Source organism: Magnetospirillum molischianum DSM 120 (genome assembly GCF_000294655.1).
Classification (GTDB): Bacteria; Pseudomonadota; Alphaproteobacteria; order Rhodospirillales; family Magnetospirillaceae; genus Phaeospirillum; species Phaeospirillum molischianum.
Genome location: NZ_CAHP01000010.1, coordinates 35,615 through 49,731 on the forward strand (window position 1 = coordinate 35,615; position 14,117 = coordinate 49,731).

Annotated in this window: 14 protein-coding genes; 2 read left to right on the plus strand and 12 right to left on the minus strand. The window is 62.6% G+C overall.

The window, feature by feature from the left end:
• Positions 1 to 150: 150 nt before the first annotated feature.
• From PHAMO_RS02340 to PHAMO_RS02375, 8 genes are all read right to left on the minus strand, one after another.
• A complete protein-coding gene (locus tag PHAMO_RS02340) occupies positions 151 to 648 on the minus strand; it encodes a periplasmic heavy metal sensor (RefSeq protein ID WP_162136936.1) in 498 nt (165 codons plus the stop codon).
• A gap of 8 nt (positions 649 to 656) precedes the next feature.
• Positions 657 to 959 (minus strand): hypothetical protein, encoded by a 303-nt coding sequence (locus tag PHAMO_RS02345; RefSeq protein WP_002726032.1) that lies wholly within the window; start codon positions 957 to 959, stop codon positions 657 to 659.
• The gene (locus PHAMO_RS02350) at positions 956 to 1,558 is read right to left on the minus strand and encodes an RNA polymerase sigma factor (RefSeq protein ID WP_002726034.1); all 603 of its coding nucleotides are present in this window, start codon (positions 1,556 to 1,558) and stop codon (positions 956 to 958) included. The genes PHAMO_RS02345 and PHAMO_RS02350 overlap by 4 nt, the downstream gene beginning before the upstream one ends.
• 155 nt (positions 1,559 to 1,713) lie before the next feature.
• Positions 1,714 to 2,334, minus strand: coding sequence for a hypothetical protein (locus PHAMO_RS02355; RefSeq protein ID WP_002726036.1), 621 nt, complete (start codon positions 2,332 to 2,334; stop codon positions 1,714 to 1,716).
• Positions 2,335 to 2,429: 95 nt separating this feature from the next.
• Positions 2,430 to 3,044, minus strand: coding sequence for an NUDIX domain-containing protein (locus PHAMO_RS02360; protein WP_002726038.1), 615 nt, complete (start codon positions 3,042 to 3,044; stop codon positions 2,430 to 2,432).
• Positions 3,045 to 3,073: 29 nt separating this feature from the next.
• On the minus strand, positions 3,074 to 3,718 hold the full coding sequence (gene parA / locus PHAMO_RS02365; RefSeq protein WP_002726040.1) for a ParA family partition ATPase: 645 nt from the start codon (positions 3,716 to 3,718) through the stop codon (positions 3,074 to 3,076).
• Positions 3,719 to 3,799: 81 nt separating this feature from the next.
• Positions 3,800 to 4,588: a hypothetical protein gene (locus tag PHAMO_RS02370; RefSeq protein WP_002726042.1), complete on the minus strand. Its 789-nt coding sequence runs from the start codon at positions 4,586 to 4,588 to the stop codon at positions 3,800 to 3,802.
• A 113-nt stretch (positions 4,589 to 4,701) separates the two neighbouring features.
• Positions 4,702 to 5,874, minus strand: a complete 1,173-nt coding sequence (locus PHAMO_RS02375) for a GNAT family N-acetyltransferase (protein WP_002726044.1) — start codon at positions 5,872 to 5,874, stop codon at positions 4,702 to 4,704.
• Positions 5,875 to 5,972: 98 nt separating this feature from the next.
• Here PHAMO_RS02375 and PHAMO_RS02380 point away from each other — a divergent pair, with 98 nt between their 5' ends.
• Positions 5,973 to 7,583 carry an FAD-binding oxidoreductase gene (locus tag PHAMO_RS02380; RefSeq protein WP_051002349.1) on the plus strand — a complete coding sequence of 537 codons (1,611 nt, stop codon included), beginning with the start codon at positions 5,973 to 5,975 and terminating at the stop codon, positions 7,581 to 7,583.
• A gap of 92 nt (positions 7,584 to 7,675) precedes the next feature.
• Here the strand turns inward: PHAMO_RS02380 and PHAMO_RS02385 are convergent, their stop codons facing one another.
• The 4 genes from PHAMO_RS02385 to ndk all read right to left on the minus strand — a co-directional run bounded on the left by PHAMO_RS02385 (position 7,676) and on the right by ndk (position 12,028).
• A complete protein-coding gene (locus tag PHAMO_RS02385; protein WP_002726048.1) occupies positions 7,676 to 8,431 on the minus strand; it encodes an RNA methyltransferase in 756 nt (251 codons plus the stop codon).
• Positions 8,428 to 10,077 (minus strand): citramalate synthase, encoded by a 1,650-nt coding sequence (gene cimA / locus PHAMO_RS02390; RefSeq protein ID WP_155801501.1) that lies wholly within the window; start codon positions 10,075 to 10,077, stop codon positions 8,428 to 8,430. The genes PHAMO_RS02385 and cimA overlap by 4 nt, the downstream gene beginning before the upstream one ends.
• Before the next feature lie 183 nt (positions 10,078 to 10,260).
• Positions 10,261 to 11,133, minus strand: a complete 873-nt coding sequence (rpoH, locus tag PHAMO_RS02395) for an RNA polymerase sigma factor RpoH (protein WP_002726053.1) — start codon at positions 11,131 to 11,133, stop codon at positions 10,261 to 10,263.
• Between the two features lie 472 nt (positions 11,134 to 11,605).
• Entirely contained in the window at positions 11,606 to 12,028 is a 423-nt protein-coding gene (gene ndk, locus PHAMO_RS02400) for a nucleoside-diphosphate kinase (RefSeq protein WP_002726056.1), read from the minus strand.
• A 177-nt stretch (positions 12,029 to 12,205) separates the two neighbouring features.
• Between ndk and PHAMO_RS02405 the strand changes: the two genes are divergently transcribed.
• On the plus strand, positions 12,206 to 14,086 hold the full coding sequence (locus PHAMO_RS02405; RefSeq protein ID WP_002726058.1) for an ABC-F family ATP-binding cassette domain-containing protein: 1,881 nt from the start codon (positions 12,206 to 12,208) through the stop codon (positions 14,084 to 14,086).
• Positions 14,087 to 14,117: the final 31 nt, after the last annotated feature.

Genomic DNA, 14,117 nt, shown 5'->3' on the forward strand with positions numbered 1-14,117 from the left:
TGAAGTCGTTTTCGCCTCTCCGGGCGACGATTTCATCTGCATTGGCAGGCAGCTCCCGCCCAAACTTGTTCCGAATCCGAAACAAGGCCCGATGGAACGTCGATTATTACGTTTCTTAGTCGAAACGAAGAAGGAGGAAACGCCCGGACATCACCTTTCTGGCGGAGGCGGCGGAGGTGGTCCATTGCCGCCAAAAGGCGACGGACCGTTGTGACCGAACGGTGGCGGCGGAGGCGGGGGCGGGTTCCAACGCGAAATCGCGGCGCGGCCCTCGTGCGACATTCGGGTCGCTGCCTCGATCACCAAAGCCGCCAAGGCATCGTCCATCCGCTGACGAGCGGCCGAGAACTCGGTGAACAGCTGACGCAGTGCGCCCGGTTCAAAATCGCTCATCCCCAGCACGGCGCGAACCTGGTCGGGAAAAGCACGCAAGGTACGATGGCCGCTCTCGATCTCGGGAGCGCGCACGGCAACAACCTCGCGCAGGATGGCCGCATCGGCAGACGGCAGAGTCACAGCGATCCGCTCTGCTATCTCGGTGATTCCGGGGGGCGGCGGGTGGTTGGGACGATAGACCACCACCAACACGGTCCCCAGAAAGACGTTGAGCGCCAGAGACGCCGTTAGAACCCATTTCGTCGGAATCACGATCCCCATCATAACCCTGCTATGTCAACCGACGCTGTGGTCAGCATCTCGGCAAAACGGATCGGCGTCTGAGCGGCAAGAAGATCCTGACCGACGATCACCCCTAACACCGCCGCGGCGGCCATTGGCACGGCCAAGCGAGTGAATGGTGCCAGGATCGCCAGACATAAGGACAGAAAGGAAGGGCGCAACGGAGCGCGGTCTGGCAACCGGGCAAGCACTCCGGCGACGACCTTGCTGGCGCGGGCAGACGAGGCTTCGAAGCGAGCCGCATCGCTGCGCATCAGCCTATCAATGTCGAATTCGTTCATGTCACGTCTCCGATCCCGGTAATGCCGCGCCGAGCCAGGGCCGATCGCAGAGCCCGTTTTCCCCGGACCAGCAAAGATTCGACTGCGGGTACCGTTAATTCCATGATCTTTGCGGCCTGCGGCGCACTCATTCCGGCATAGTAATGAAGCGACAAGGCCGCGCGCTGACGGTTTGGAATATCGTCCAATGCCTGAGAGACCAAGCGGTCGCGCTGGTGAGCAACGGCAAGGTCAAGCCCGCCAGGGGCCGTGTCAACCGGATCGCCGGCCTCCTCCAGCGGAGCGTAGCGAGCGCGCCGTCGGACATCCAGGCTGGCGTTCAGCACCACCCGATAGAGCCACGTAGAGAATTTTGCCTCTCGATCAGGTTCCCAGCGCGGAGCCATCTTCCAGACTTTCAGAAACGCGTCCTGTACGATTTCGTCGGCCTCGTCCGCATTACGGGTAACACGGGTGGCCAGGGTCAGCATCGGGCGTGCATGGCGCTCCATCAATACCGCGAACGCCCCCCGATCCCCCAGGGAAGCGGCACGGAGAAGATCATCGTCGCCAGCGGCGTCGATCCCAATCGTCGGGTTCCCGCCGTTCTGCTCCAACACATCTCCCTCGACCGTACATTCCTCACTGGGCTTGTACGGAAGATATGGGGCATCCCATGCGTTAAAAATTGCCCCGATGAGAAAAAAGCCCGCCTTCAGAGACGATGGCGGGCGAAAGGGCCGGACTCATGGAAGGAAAACAGCCCAGGCGTCCGTCATACCCCGACAAGCTTGCGGATCGAAGCGAGGTTCCACCCCTTGGCCACCTCGACCAGTTGCTCGCCCGACGCGATGCCGTCACCTTCGATCTGCAACAAAACACGCGATCCCAGCACCAGGGTGATTTCGCCCGAACGGGTCGCGGAATCCCACCGCAGCAGCGCCTCCTCCTGGCCAAGATGCAGACGGCGAACATTGGTCGGCAATGCCGTCGCCGGATGAAACTGAGCGGCGGCGGCAACGACAGCCGGGCTGTCGAGAATCAGCAGGGCGTTGAAGCTGGCATCTTCGCGGGCATAGGCCCGGCTGACCGACAGCCCGCCCCCCGCATTGAACAACCCTTGAGTCTCTGGTTGCTCGGCTGTCCAGCCCGATGGCGGCGGCGGCAGACACTCGGCCAGCGCTGCCCCGACACGGGCATGAAGATCGACGATCGCCGCTTCCAGCTCGACGGCGGCGCGAGCCAAATCGCCACGGGCATGGGCCGCGCGGGCAGCCTCTAGCCGCGCAGGAACGGTATCACCCGGACGAGGGGAATCCCCGGCCAAAGCCGCCATCGAAAAAGACAGCAGCAACAACGGCAGCACAAAGAGGAAACCCGGCAAAGCCCGAAACATGGTCCGAACGTCCCTTTCTGAGAAAGCGTTCACAGACCTTAGCGGTCCGGCAGACACGCGGCAAGGGGAGGGCTGAGAGAATAGGGGCGCGTTTCCTACGTGCCTGAAGGCCCCCACTCGCGACGCAGCCGGTCCTTTTCCATCGCCAGCCATTGCAGCGCGATCACCGCCATCGCATTGTTGATGCGGCCGTCACGAACCATCGCCAGCGCTTCGGCGGAAGAAACGACATGGGTGCGGATATCCTCACCCTCGGCTTCCAGACCATGCAGGCCCGAGATCGTGCGGCTATCGACGCGAGCGCAATACAGGCGACAAGTCTCGGACGCCCCGCCCGCCGTCATCAGATAGTCACCGACATGGACCATCGCGCTGGGTTCCGCTCCGGCCTCCTCCCGCGTTTCGCGCCGGGCCACGTCGTCGGGATGCTCGCCCTCCTCGATGATTCCGGCAACGCATTCGATCAGCCAGGGGTTCCATCCCGCGGCCAGTGCGCCGGGGCGGAATTGCTCGATCAACCCCACTTCGTCACGGTCGGGATCGTACAGCAGCACAGCGACGGCATGACCGCGCTCGAACACCTCGCGGACCAGTTCGGCCGACCAATCTCCTTTGAAGGTACGATGGCGCAGACGATAGCGGTCAATCTGGAAATAGCCCTTGAACACGGTCTCACGGGAAATAATCTCGACATCGTTGACGGCATCCAAAGTGACTTCTCCTGTCAGAGGGAAAACGATCAGGCCAGCCCTAGCCGTCCCGCGATCTCGTCGGCCAAAGCCGTCACTTCTCGCGACGCGACGTGGCGGGGATGGCTTTCGAGCACCCCTCGCCCTTCCATCATTGCGCTGGCGAAAGCAACCCGGTTTCCCAGAACCGAATCGGCAACGGGGACAGAGGTCTCGGCGATTTTACGCCGCACCGCCTCGACCAGCTTACTCTTGGCCGGAGTTCGGTTGAACACCACCACGGCCGGAGTTTTCTCGCGCCGGGCAATCTCAAGCGTTGGCCCGGTCGCCCACAAATCCATCGGCGAAGGCTGTACCGGCACCAGGATCAGATCGGCGGCCCGCACCGCCAACCGCACCTCGGTCTCTGCGTGGGGCGGGCTATCGATCAGCACCAGATCAAGATCGCGGCGCAGCCGCTCTAATTCCGTCGCCAACCGCCATCCGGCAGCCTGGACGAAAGCGATCCCGCCACCATCGGGACCGACCAGGGCACGGCGGACTTCAAACCATGCCGCCAGCGACCCTTGTGGATCGATATCAAGCAACCCCACCCTTCGCCCAGAACGGGCATAGGCGACAGCGAGTTGTGCGGCGATGGTGGTCTTTCCGGCGCCCCCTTTTTGCTGGGCGATGGTGAGAATCCTGGCTGGCATGAGACACCCTCGCAGCGAACGGGAGGCAAGGCTACCCCCTCGCGCCTTTTTTGCAAGTCCCTGTCGGTGGTGGCCTTCGATTCACCCCTCATCGAGATGGAAGAGGAACTGGGCGATGGTGGTAAAGGCCGCACTGCCCCAAAAAGCACGGGCGGCAGCGGGATCGGCCTGAAGCCGTCGGGCAAAATCGCTGAACATCGCCCGCATCAGCACGATGAAGCCGCCCTGCCCCAGTGTCCAATGCGCATCGGGAGCTGCGGGATCGGCAGGAGCGAGATGAGAGTCGATCAGGTCGATCATCCAGGTTCGCCGCCGCTCGAAATCGGTGAAGGTCTGAGCCACCGTTCCCAATATATAATCAATCAGCGCGATTGTTTCGGAATCGGTATAAACCGCATTCCAATCGCATCGGCCATCGGCCGAGGAATGGCGAACCAGAATATCGGTACAAATCCGTTCACCCCGTTCGCGCAGGGTCGGGCCAATCATTTTGTCGATCGCTAGGACGAAGCCGGGGATCATCCGCCGTGACAGCACTCCATCACGCCCCTCGTCGAATAGACGCGGCGGGTACAGATAGGAAAAACGCCGCATCAGAATCCGGTCGAACGGACGCTTGCGGGTGTGCTCGAACTGAAGCGCCTCCCGAAGATGGGAGCAGTCGTCCCACGCGCGCTGATAATAGGTTCCGAAACAATCCTGCTCGGCGGTGAGGAAATGCTGCGCCAGGGCGCGGATTTCAGCCGCACTCAACGAGCCTCCGACCTTGGCCGCCTCCACCTCCAGCCGTGTGACGAAATGACTGATCATTGTCGTCCCCACATCGCGACAAGAGGACGATTGTGGAGAACAGGGGGTACGGTCGGTCATTCGCGCCACTCCCAGGAGCCAGTCATGAAACAATACATGCAAAAAGTCACAAACCGTCACAAAGAAATCGACTCAAGGCCATCCGCTCGATGCGTCATTTGCCGCTAGGTCGATCACTCTGGAGCAGAGCAACGAAACGGACCATCGGCGCATTGTTCGGCAATATGCCGCTCGACAACGGCCCGCTCATGATCGAGGAAACGACTGATCGCCCGGCGCAGATCGGGGGCGGCAATCCAATGAGCCGAACGGGTTAGGGTTGGCAGATAACCCCGAGCAATCTTGTGCTCGCCCTGAGCGCCCGCCTCGACCCGCGCTAACCGATGCGAAATCGCAAAATCGATGGCACGATAATAACAAGCTTCGAAATGCAGGAACGGGACTTCGACCGCCGCGCCGCCCCAGTTCCGGCCGAACAGACACTCGTCGCCGACCATGTTAAAGGCCGCCCCCACGGCCTCGCCACCATCGACCGCCAGAATCAGGACCGCCTGCTCTCCCACCGCCGACCCCGACAGGCATTCGAAGAAGGAGCGGTTAAGATACGCTTCACCCCATTTGCGGTTGCACGTCGCCTGATAAAGCCGGTGAAAGGAATCCCAGTGATGCGGCTTAATATCGTCGCCGACCAGGGTGGAAAGGGTAACTCCGCTGGCGGCCACGGCGTCCCGTTCCTTGCGGATCGCTTTACGCCGCCGCGACGACAAGGCGGCAAGAAAAGCGTCGAAGCTGTCGTACCCATTGTTATGCCAGTGATATTGCCACCCCAGCCGGATCAGAAATCCGGCTTCGGCCAACGCGGTGGCGTCGTCTTGTTCCGCGAAGGTAACGTGGACCGAACTGGCCTCGACCTGCCCGGTCAACGCGATCATCGATTGGGCCAGGATGCGCCTCGCCGCGTCCGCCGCAATACCGGAACCGATCAGCAATCGAGGACCGGGAACCGGCGTGAAGGGAACCGCGCCTTGTAACTTGGGGTAATAACGCCTCCCGGCACGGTGGCTGGCCTCGGCCCAGGCGTGGTCGAAGACATATTCTCCCATCGAATGCGATTTCAGATAAAGCGGCGCGACCGCCAGCACCCGTCCATCGCCGTCGCGCACGGCAAGGTGACAGGGTTGCCATCCGGTCGCCGCCGCCACCGCGCCCGATTGTTCGAGCGCATCGAGAAAATCGTGCCTGACAAAAGGATTGGCGGAGCCGGCGCAAGCATTCCACGCGGCGGCGGGAATCTCGGCGATCGCGGTGTGGATGGTGACGGAGGGGGCGGCGTCTGAATTGCTCATGCCCTAAACATGGCGTTGCCGCCCTAAAGGGTTCAAGAGGGCGACAGTTGGTGCTATGGTCCGCCGCTTCCCCCCATGACCATGCGGCCTGCCTCGTTATGACCACGGCTTCCATAGACTTTTCCGCCCTGCCCGAGGCAGAGTTGACCGACGACAGCGGTCGTCGCCTCGTCGCCCGATTGTGCGTCTCCGCCGACATCGCCCACGCCGTGGCCGAAGCGGTCCGCCAAAACTGGGCGGTGATGCCCGCAGGCGGGCTGACCAGCGCCATCGGCTCCTATGAATATGCAGTCGAGGCAACCAGCCGCTTCGCCGGTGTCGTGGCAATTCGACCCCGCGCCGCCGCGATGCCTGAAATCGTCGCCGCCGATATCCCACTCGACCGCCTCGCTTCGCATCAAATCGCGATCGATGCCGCCGCCGGATTGATTTCGGCCGGAGCCGGACTGACTTTTGCCCAGGTCAATGCCGCCCTGGCCGAACAGATCGGGCCGAACGTCCGGGTGCTGATCGATCTGACCAGCGTGGCCTCGGCCTTTGTCGGCGGCGTCGTCGCCACCGGAGGCATGGGACCGATGCGGTTGCTGCCGTCGCAGATCATCGACGCCATAAGCCTTGCCGAGGGCGGTGACCTGCCCCGCCTGATCACGGGCGACGATCTTGATCTGGTCGAAGGAATGCAGGGGTGGACCGGGATGGTCACCGCTGTCCGGCTGCGCTTTTTCGAGGTGCCCTCGGGCGAGTTCGGACTGGTGCTGCCGGTCCAAGGCTCGGACGTCGATACGATGGCGGGTCTGCTGGTCTATCTGCGCCGCTGGACCCAGATCGCCCTGCCCGCTCCGGGAGGACGGATTGCGGGCGAAGGCGGAGAAACGGTGCTGAATGGCATCGAACTGGTCAGCCGCGATTCGCTGTCCGCCTTCGTTACCCTGGCTGAGGAACCGGCACGGTCGAAAGCCGAAGGGCTGCTGCAATCTTGCGATTATGCCGGTGCCGATATGCTGGCCTGCCTGACCGGCTGGTCAGAACTGTCGATCGACGACGTGCTGATGAGCCTGCTCGATCCCGAGACCGAGACGATCGGCGGCGTGATGATCGATTTCGGTGTCGGCTTCTCATCGGGTGCCGAAATGGAAACGTTTCGCGCCATCCGCGAGGGAGCGCCAGATCTGGCCCGCACGCGCGCCCGCGTTGCCCGCCCCGGCAAGCTGAAGCCGTGGAGCAGTTCGACCGACGTCAATATTGCCTTCCCTGCCGACAGCTCCGCCGCCGCGGCCATTCTGGATTCTTATGCCGATTACCGCCAGGCGATCCGCGCCCTGTCGCGGGAGTTGGATGGCGCGGTCGAGGTCGAACTGTCCGCCTATGGTCATCTGTCGCCGGTGGGAATCGATCCTCACCACCGGGTCACCCTGGTCGCACCCGAAGGGGCCAAGGCGGCACTGGCGGCCGCCCGTCTTGCCGTTGCCGCCAACAAGCGAACCTTGATTCACGATCTGCTGTTCGCCGCCCAGCGCCATGGCGCCACCATCACCGGCGGTGAAAAAGGCGTGCCTTCTCTGGTCGAGATCGCGCGTGCCGCTGGCGGCGAAGGCCGCCTGCCCCCCGACCTTAAGGCACGGCTGAACCGGGCCAGGAAAGCGGTGATGGCCGCCCCCGCCAATTTCTCGTTCCGCGCTCCGGCTGAATTACGGTCAGACCACCATTAGACAGCACGTCTAAGGAAAAGGCAGATGCGTCCTCGGCTTCATCCCTCCTCTCAAGGGAAAGGGGTGGAGCCGAGGAGGTCGGTCGAACGCCCTTAGCCCTGTGCCTCACCCTTCTTGCGGCGATAGGTCGCCAGTTCGTGCACAACGCCGTGCAAAGTCTGGATTTCCTGGCCGGTCAAGTGAGCGCGCTGGAAGATATTCCGAATATTGCGAATCATCCCCGGCCGCTTGTCCGCCACCCGCAGAAAGCCGCACTCGTCTAACTCGCGTTCAAGATGGGCAAAGAAAGTCAGCAGCTTTTCCTTGGCGACGGGGCCGCAATCGTCCGCCCCCTTGGTCATCGCGGGCAACGTGGCAGGCGCGGCGCACTGATACCATTCATAGGAAATCAGCAGCACCGCCTGGGCCAGATTCAGTGAACAATAATCGGGATTAAGCGGGACCGTCATAACCGTGTCGGCGATGGTAACATCGTCATTTTCCAGCCCGGTGCGCTCGGGACCGAACAACACGCCGCAGGTGCCGCCCTCGGCAATCACGGTACGCATTGCCGCGGCGGCCTCGCGCGGGGTATCGACCGGCTTGACCATATAGCGATCGCGGCCGGTGGTCGCCCACACCCGGTTCAAATCGGCCACCGCCGAAGCGGTATCGTCGAAGCAGCGCGCGGCCATCAGCACCCGGTCGGCACCGGAAGCGGCGGCGATGGCGCGATCCGACAGCCATTCCTCACGCGGGCCGACCAAGCGCAAGTCTGACAGGCCGCAATTCAGCATCGCCCGCGCCGTGGTACCGATATTTTCGGAAAGCTGGGGCCGGACCAGGATGATGGCGGGACCGGCGCTCACGATGCCGTCCCCAGACGGAACAGCATGAAGGTGATGCTGTCCTGCAACGCTTCCAGCGAGGCTTCCAACACGTTGGTATGGACGCCGACGGTGGTCCAGCGGCTGCCGCACCCATCCTCGCTTTCAATGGTAACGCGGGTCTTGGCGGAAGTTCCAACCGTCGATTCGGTAATCCGCACACGATAATCCTTCAGCTCCAGCGCCGTCAGTTCGGGATAGACCCCGGTCAGCACCTTGCGTAACGCGACATCGAAAGCATGCACCGGGCCAGTACCTTCGCCGACTTCCATATATTCGTTACCGCCGACCTCGACCTTGACGGTGGCCTCGGACAGGGTGATCCAGTCGCCCTGAGCATTACGGCGGCGTTCGTCGATAACGCGGTACCGCTCCAGAGAGAAGTAATCGGGCACCTCGCCCAGCGCCCGACGCACCAGCAATTCAAAGCTGGCGGCGGCTTGGTCGTAGGTGTAGCCCTCGCCTTCCAGCTTCTTGACCAGATCGACCAGATCGGTCACCGAATGCGGGTCGAAGCCGACCTGCATCTGCCCGACCACCCGGACCAGCGCCTCGCGCTTGACCGCATCGAGATCGACGCCGATCTCGTTCATCCGCGCCACGATATTCGAGCGCCCGGCCTGATCCGAGACGACGAAGTGGCGGACATTCCCAACCAAAGCCGGGTCGATATGCTCGTAACAGCGCGGATCGCGCGCCACCGCCGAAACGTGCAGCCCGCCTTTATGGGCAAAGGCAGAGGCTCCGACATAAGGCTGACCGCGTTGCGGCACCCGGTCCAACACGTCGTCGAGCGCCCGCGACACCGCCTTGAGCGAGGCCAGATCCTCAAGCGAGACACCGGTGGTAAAGCCCATCTTCAGCATCAATGCCGGAATCACCGATACCAGATTGGCATTGCCGCAACGCTCGCCCAGGCCATTCAGTGTGCCCTGAACCTGACGCGCTCCGGCGGCGACGGCGGCCAGGGTGTTGGCAACCGCCGTCTCGGAATCGTTATGACAGTGGATGCCGATATGACTGCCGGGGATACCGGCGGCGATCACCTCGCCGACGATACGCGCCACCTCGTGCGGCAGAGTGCCGCCATTGGTGTCACACAGCACTACCCAGCGGGCACCCGCCTGATAGGCAGCGCGAACCGCGGCCAGGGCATAGGCTGGATTGGCCTTGTAACCGTCGAAGAAATGCTCGGCGTCGAACAAGGCCTCGTCAACCTTCGAAGCCGCATGGGCGATCGAATCCGCGATCATCCGCAGATTCTCTTCCAGTTCGATTCCCAGGGCGACCGTCACCTGGAAGTCCCAGCTTTTGCCGACCATGGTCACCACGCGCGCCGGGGTAACCAGCAGAGCGCCCAGTCCCGGATCGTTATCGGCCGAACGTCCGGCCCGGCGGGTCATGCCGAAGGCGGCCAGACGCGACCGGCTCAGTTCGGGCGGAGCGGCAAAAANGGCATCGTCGGTAGCATTGGCCTTCGGCCAGCCGCCTTCAATGTAATCAATACCAATTCGGTCAAGCTCACGAGCAATCCGCACCTTGTCGGTGGCGGAGAAGTCAACGCCTTGGGTCTGCGCGCCGTCGCGCAGGGTGGTGTCATAGACATAGACGCGGTTGCTGGTGATCATGTCTCGCTGCTTCATGGTCGAAAAGGCGCGCCCCAGGCGCGCGGGGACGAGAAGCATAGTGGATGGAGACAGCGAAGCCAACCGAAACGGGTTGGGGCGACCTTACATCGGCTTGATCAACGAAGAGAGAAATCGCTGCGCCGCCCGGTCGAAAGCTGGACTTCGACCGGGCGGGAAAGGGCTTTAGGCGGCGACCGGAATGAACCCGGCCTTGACCAGATCTTTGACCTTCTCGAAGGCTTTGACCTCGATCTGTCGGATACGCTCGCGCGAGACTCCATAGCGCAGCCCCAGTTCCTCAAGGGTGGCGGGATCATCACGCAGACGGCGCTCGACGAAGATTTCGCGTTCGCGCTCGGTCAACCCGTCAAGCGCCTGACTAATCAACTGACGCCCCTTGTCCAGTTCCTCGCGCCGAGCGTAGGAGGTTTCCTGATTGTCGGCCTCGTCAGCCAACAAATCCTGAATCTCGGTCCCACCTTCGCCGACCTGAATGTTGAGCGAGCCGTCACGAGCCGCCATCCGGCGATTCATCGAGATGACATCGCTTTCATCGACCGACAATTCGCGGGCGATCGCGGTGACGTGCTCGGGGGCCAGATCGCCGCTTTCGAGCAGGCGCAGCCGCGACTTGATCCGACGCAGATTGAAGAACAGCTTCTTCTGAGCGGCCAGGGTGCCGATCTTGACCATCGACCACGAATTCAGAACGAACTCGTTCAGCGATGCCTTGATCCACCACATCGCATAGGTGGCGAGACGGAAGCCGCGATCGGGATCGAACTTCTTGACCGCACGCATCAGGCCGATATTCCCTTCGGAAATCAGATCGGCGACGGGCAGGCCGTAGTGGCGATAGCCAATCGCGATCTTCGCCACCAGACGCAGGTGCGACGTAACAAGGCGATGAGCGGCATCGGTGTCTTCATAATCGACCCAACGCCGGGCCAACATGAACTCCTCCTCGGCCTCAAGGAGCGGAAACGCGCGTATATCGCGGAGATATTTGGCCAAGCCGTCGTCGCCATCGACAACGGGAAGAGCTGCTACCGACATGATCATCCTCCTGGATTTCTGTCATCGTCTGGTCCCGCGCCAGTCAAAGGCGGCGGGCAATGGCGGAAAGGTGAAGAGGCAATCAGTCGCGGCTCGGGCACATCATGGTCATCATGTCATATCCTCCCAAGAGCAACATGACCCCGGACCCGTCGAAAGCGACAGCATCCCTGCCTCGACGGTTCCAGTCGGCCACCGTCAAGAGCGATCCCACACATTATGCTGAACGCACCGATTGAAATCAACAACGCCTCCCCAAGGGGGTGGAAATACGGAGACAGCATGGCTGCCCCAAGGCGTATTTGAACGGAGGAAGATGGCAAGATCAGGGCAGGCATTAAGAAAAGTCGTGGCAAATCATCGCCGAAACGCAAAACACCCCCCAGAGCAGAACTCTGGAGGGTGAATGACGTCGGTTCCGGGTCGGCACACGCCTGAAAAGCGGCACCGAGACCGAACAAGTCGGATCGACTTAGCCGACCAGCTCGGTTCCGGCGAAGAAGTAGGCGATCTCGATCGCGGCGTTCTCGGCGGAGTCCGAACCGTGGACCGAGTTGGCTTCAACCGACTCGGCGAAATCGGCGCGGATCGTTCCCGGAGCGGCATTGGCCGGGTTGGTGGCGCCCATGATCTCGCGGTTGCGGGCGACGGCGTTCTCGCCTTCGAGAACCTGGACCACGACCGGGCCGGAAATCATGAAGGCAACCAGTTCGCCGAAGAACGAGCGCTCGGCATGCACCGAGTAGAACTGCTCGGCCTGCTCTTTGGTGAGGCGGATCCGCTTCTGCGCCACGAAGCGCAGGCCGGCTTCCTCGAATCGGGCGTTGATCTTGCCGGTCAGGCTGCGGCGGGTGGCGTCCGGCTTAATGATCGACAGGGTACGTTCGATAGCCATGAATGAGATTCCTTGGTCGGCGGTTGCTTGCGCCGCGCCTTCGTCCCCCCACGGACGAGCAGCAGCGATCCCTCTCCCCACGGCCGGCGTGGGGGAGCGGGCGCGTTATAGCGCCATCGCGCCCAGGGAGCAACGGAAGCTTTGGCCCCTGGCATCATCCGTGTTAAGCAACGCTCCATGCTGCGTATCACCGATCTGACTTTCCGCTACGGCGGCCGCGCTCTGTTCGAGCAGGCTGGCGTTCACATTGCCGCAGGCCAGCGCGTTGGCCTTGTCGGGCGCAACGGCACCGGCAAATCGACCCTGTTCAAGCTGATCCTGGGCGAATTGCACCCTGATGGTGGCGACATTTCCTTGCGCGCACGCGCACGGATTGGCCGCTTGGCTCAGGAAGCGCCAGAGGGCGAAACCTGCCTGATCGACTGCGTTCTGGCCGCCGACACCGAACGCGCCACCCTGCTGGACGAAGCCGAGACCACCACCGACGGCCACCGCATCGCCGAAATTCACGAGCGTCTGAACACTATCGACGCCCATTCCGCCCCGGCACGAGCGGCGGCGATTCTGTCCGGCCTGGGCTTTTCCGCCGAAGCGCAGATGCGCCCGGTCTCGGATTTTTCCGGCGGCTGGCGGATGCGTGTCGCCCTGGCGGCGGCGCTGTTCGCGAATCCCGACCTGTTGCTGCTTGACGAACCGACCAACCACCTTGATCTCGAAGCAACCCTGTGGCTGCAAAACCACCTCGCCTCGTGGCCCGGCACACTGTTGGTGATCAGCCACGACCGTGAATTGCTGAACGAAGTTGCGACCCGCATCGTCCATCTCGACGGCGGCAAGTTGGTTGCCTATGGCGGCAATTACGACCAGTTCGAGGCAACCCGTCGCGCCCGGATGGAATTGCAGGCCAAAGCCTTCACCAAGCAGGCTGAACAACGCCGTAAAATTCAGGCCTTCATCGACCGATTCCGCGCCAAGGCAACCAAGGCGACCCAGGCGCAAAGCCGGGTCAAGATGCTGGAACGGATGGAGATGGTGGTTCCGGTGGTCGAGGATCGCGCCGTCAGCTTCGACTTCCCCGATCCAGAGCCGATGAGCCCGCCGATCCTGGCAATCGACGACGGCATCGCCGGGTATGGCGACAAAGCGATTCTGAAGGGCCTCGACCTGCGAATCGACATGGACGACCGCATCGCTCTGCTGGGTGCCAACGGCAACGGAAAATCGACCCTGGCCAAGGTGCTGTCGGGACGACTGAAGCTGTTGAAAGGCAGCCTGCGCAAGCCGCCGAAGCTGCGGATCGGCTATTTCGCCCAGCATCAGACCGAAGAATTGCGCGCCGAGCGAACCGCCTTCGAGCACATGGCCGAACTGATGAAGGGCCAACTCGATTCCAAGGTCCGGGCCCAGCTTGGCCGGTTCGGCTTCGAGCAGGAGCGCGCCGACGTCAAGGTCGCCAACCTGTCCGGTGGCGAGAAGTCGCGGTTGTTGTTTGCCCTGATGAGCCGCGACGCCCCCCATCTGATGATCCTCGACGAACCAACCAACCATCTCGATATCGACGCACGCGAAGCGCTGGTGTCGGCGCTAAACGCCTATGACGGCGCGGTGGTCCTGATCAGCCACGACCCTCACCTGATCGAACTGGCCGCCGACCGTCTGTGGCTGGTCGGCGATGGCTGCGTTACCGCCTTCGACGGCGACTTGGCTGGCTACCGCCGCCTGCTGCTCGACCGTGCCCGTGAAGCGCGCCGCGAGGCCAAGCCGGAACGCGCCACCGACGTCATCGACCGCAAGGCCGACCGCCGTGCCGCCGCCGAAGCCCGCGCCCAGCTTGCCCCCCTGCGCAAGGCGGCTCAGGCGGCGGAAAAGACCTTGGAAAACCTGCATCGCCAGCAGGCCGAAATCACCAACCAACTGGCCGACCCTCAATTGTACCAAGGCCCACCGGCCCGCCTGACCGAGTTGCGTCTGCGCGAAGCCGAGTTGGCCCGCAAGGTCGCCGCTGCCGAATCGGCTTGGCTGGAAGCCCATGAGGCGCTTGAACAAACCTCGACATAAGTCTAGGGCTTCCCCTGCCCTTGCCAGAGGT

Excerpts from the sequence above, each read along its gene's own strand:
- PHAMO_RS02345 (WP_002726032.1), bottom strand. The coding sequence starts at position 959 with ATGAACGAATTCGACATTGATAGGCTGATGCGCAGCGATGCGGCTCGC.
- PHAMO_RS02355 (WP_002726036.1), bottom strand. The coding sequence starts at position 2,334 with ATGTTTCGGGCTTTGCCGGGTTTCCTCTTTGTGCTGCCGTTGTTGCTG.
- parA (WP_002726040.1), bottom strand. The coding sequence starts at position 3,718 with ATGCCAGCCAGGATTCTCACCATCGCCCAGCAAAAAGGGGGCGCCGGA.
- PHAMO_RS02370 (WP_002726042.1), bottom strand. The coding sequence starts at position 4,588 with ATGACCGACCGTACCCCCTGTTCTCCACAATCGTCCTCTTGTCGCGAT.
- PHAMO_RS02375 (WP_002726044.1), bottom strand. The coding sequence starts at position 5,874 with ATGAGCAATTCAGACGCCGCCCCCTCCGTCACCATCCACACCGCGATC.
- PHAMO_RS02380 (WP_051002349.1), top strand. The coding sequence starts at position 5,973 with ATGACCACGGCTTCCATAGACTTTTCCGCCCTGCCCGAGGCAGAGTTG.
- rpoH (WP_002726053.1), bottom strand. The coding sequence starts at position 11,133 with ATGTCGGTAGCAGCTCTTCCCGTTGTCGATGGCGACGACGGCTTGGCC.
- ndk (WP_002726056.1), bottom strand. The coding sequence starts at position 12,028 with ATGGCTATCGAACGTACCCTGTCGATCATTAAGCCGGACGCCACCCGC.
- PHAMO_RS02405 (WP_002726058.1), top strand. The coding sequence starts at position 12,206 with ATGCTGCGTATCACCGATCTGACTTTCCGCTACGGCGGCCGCGCTCTG.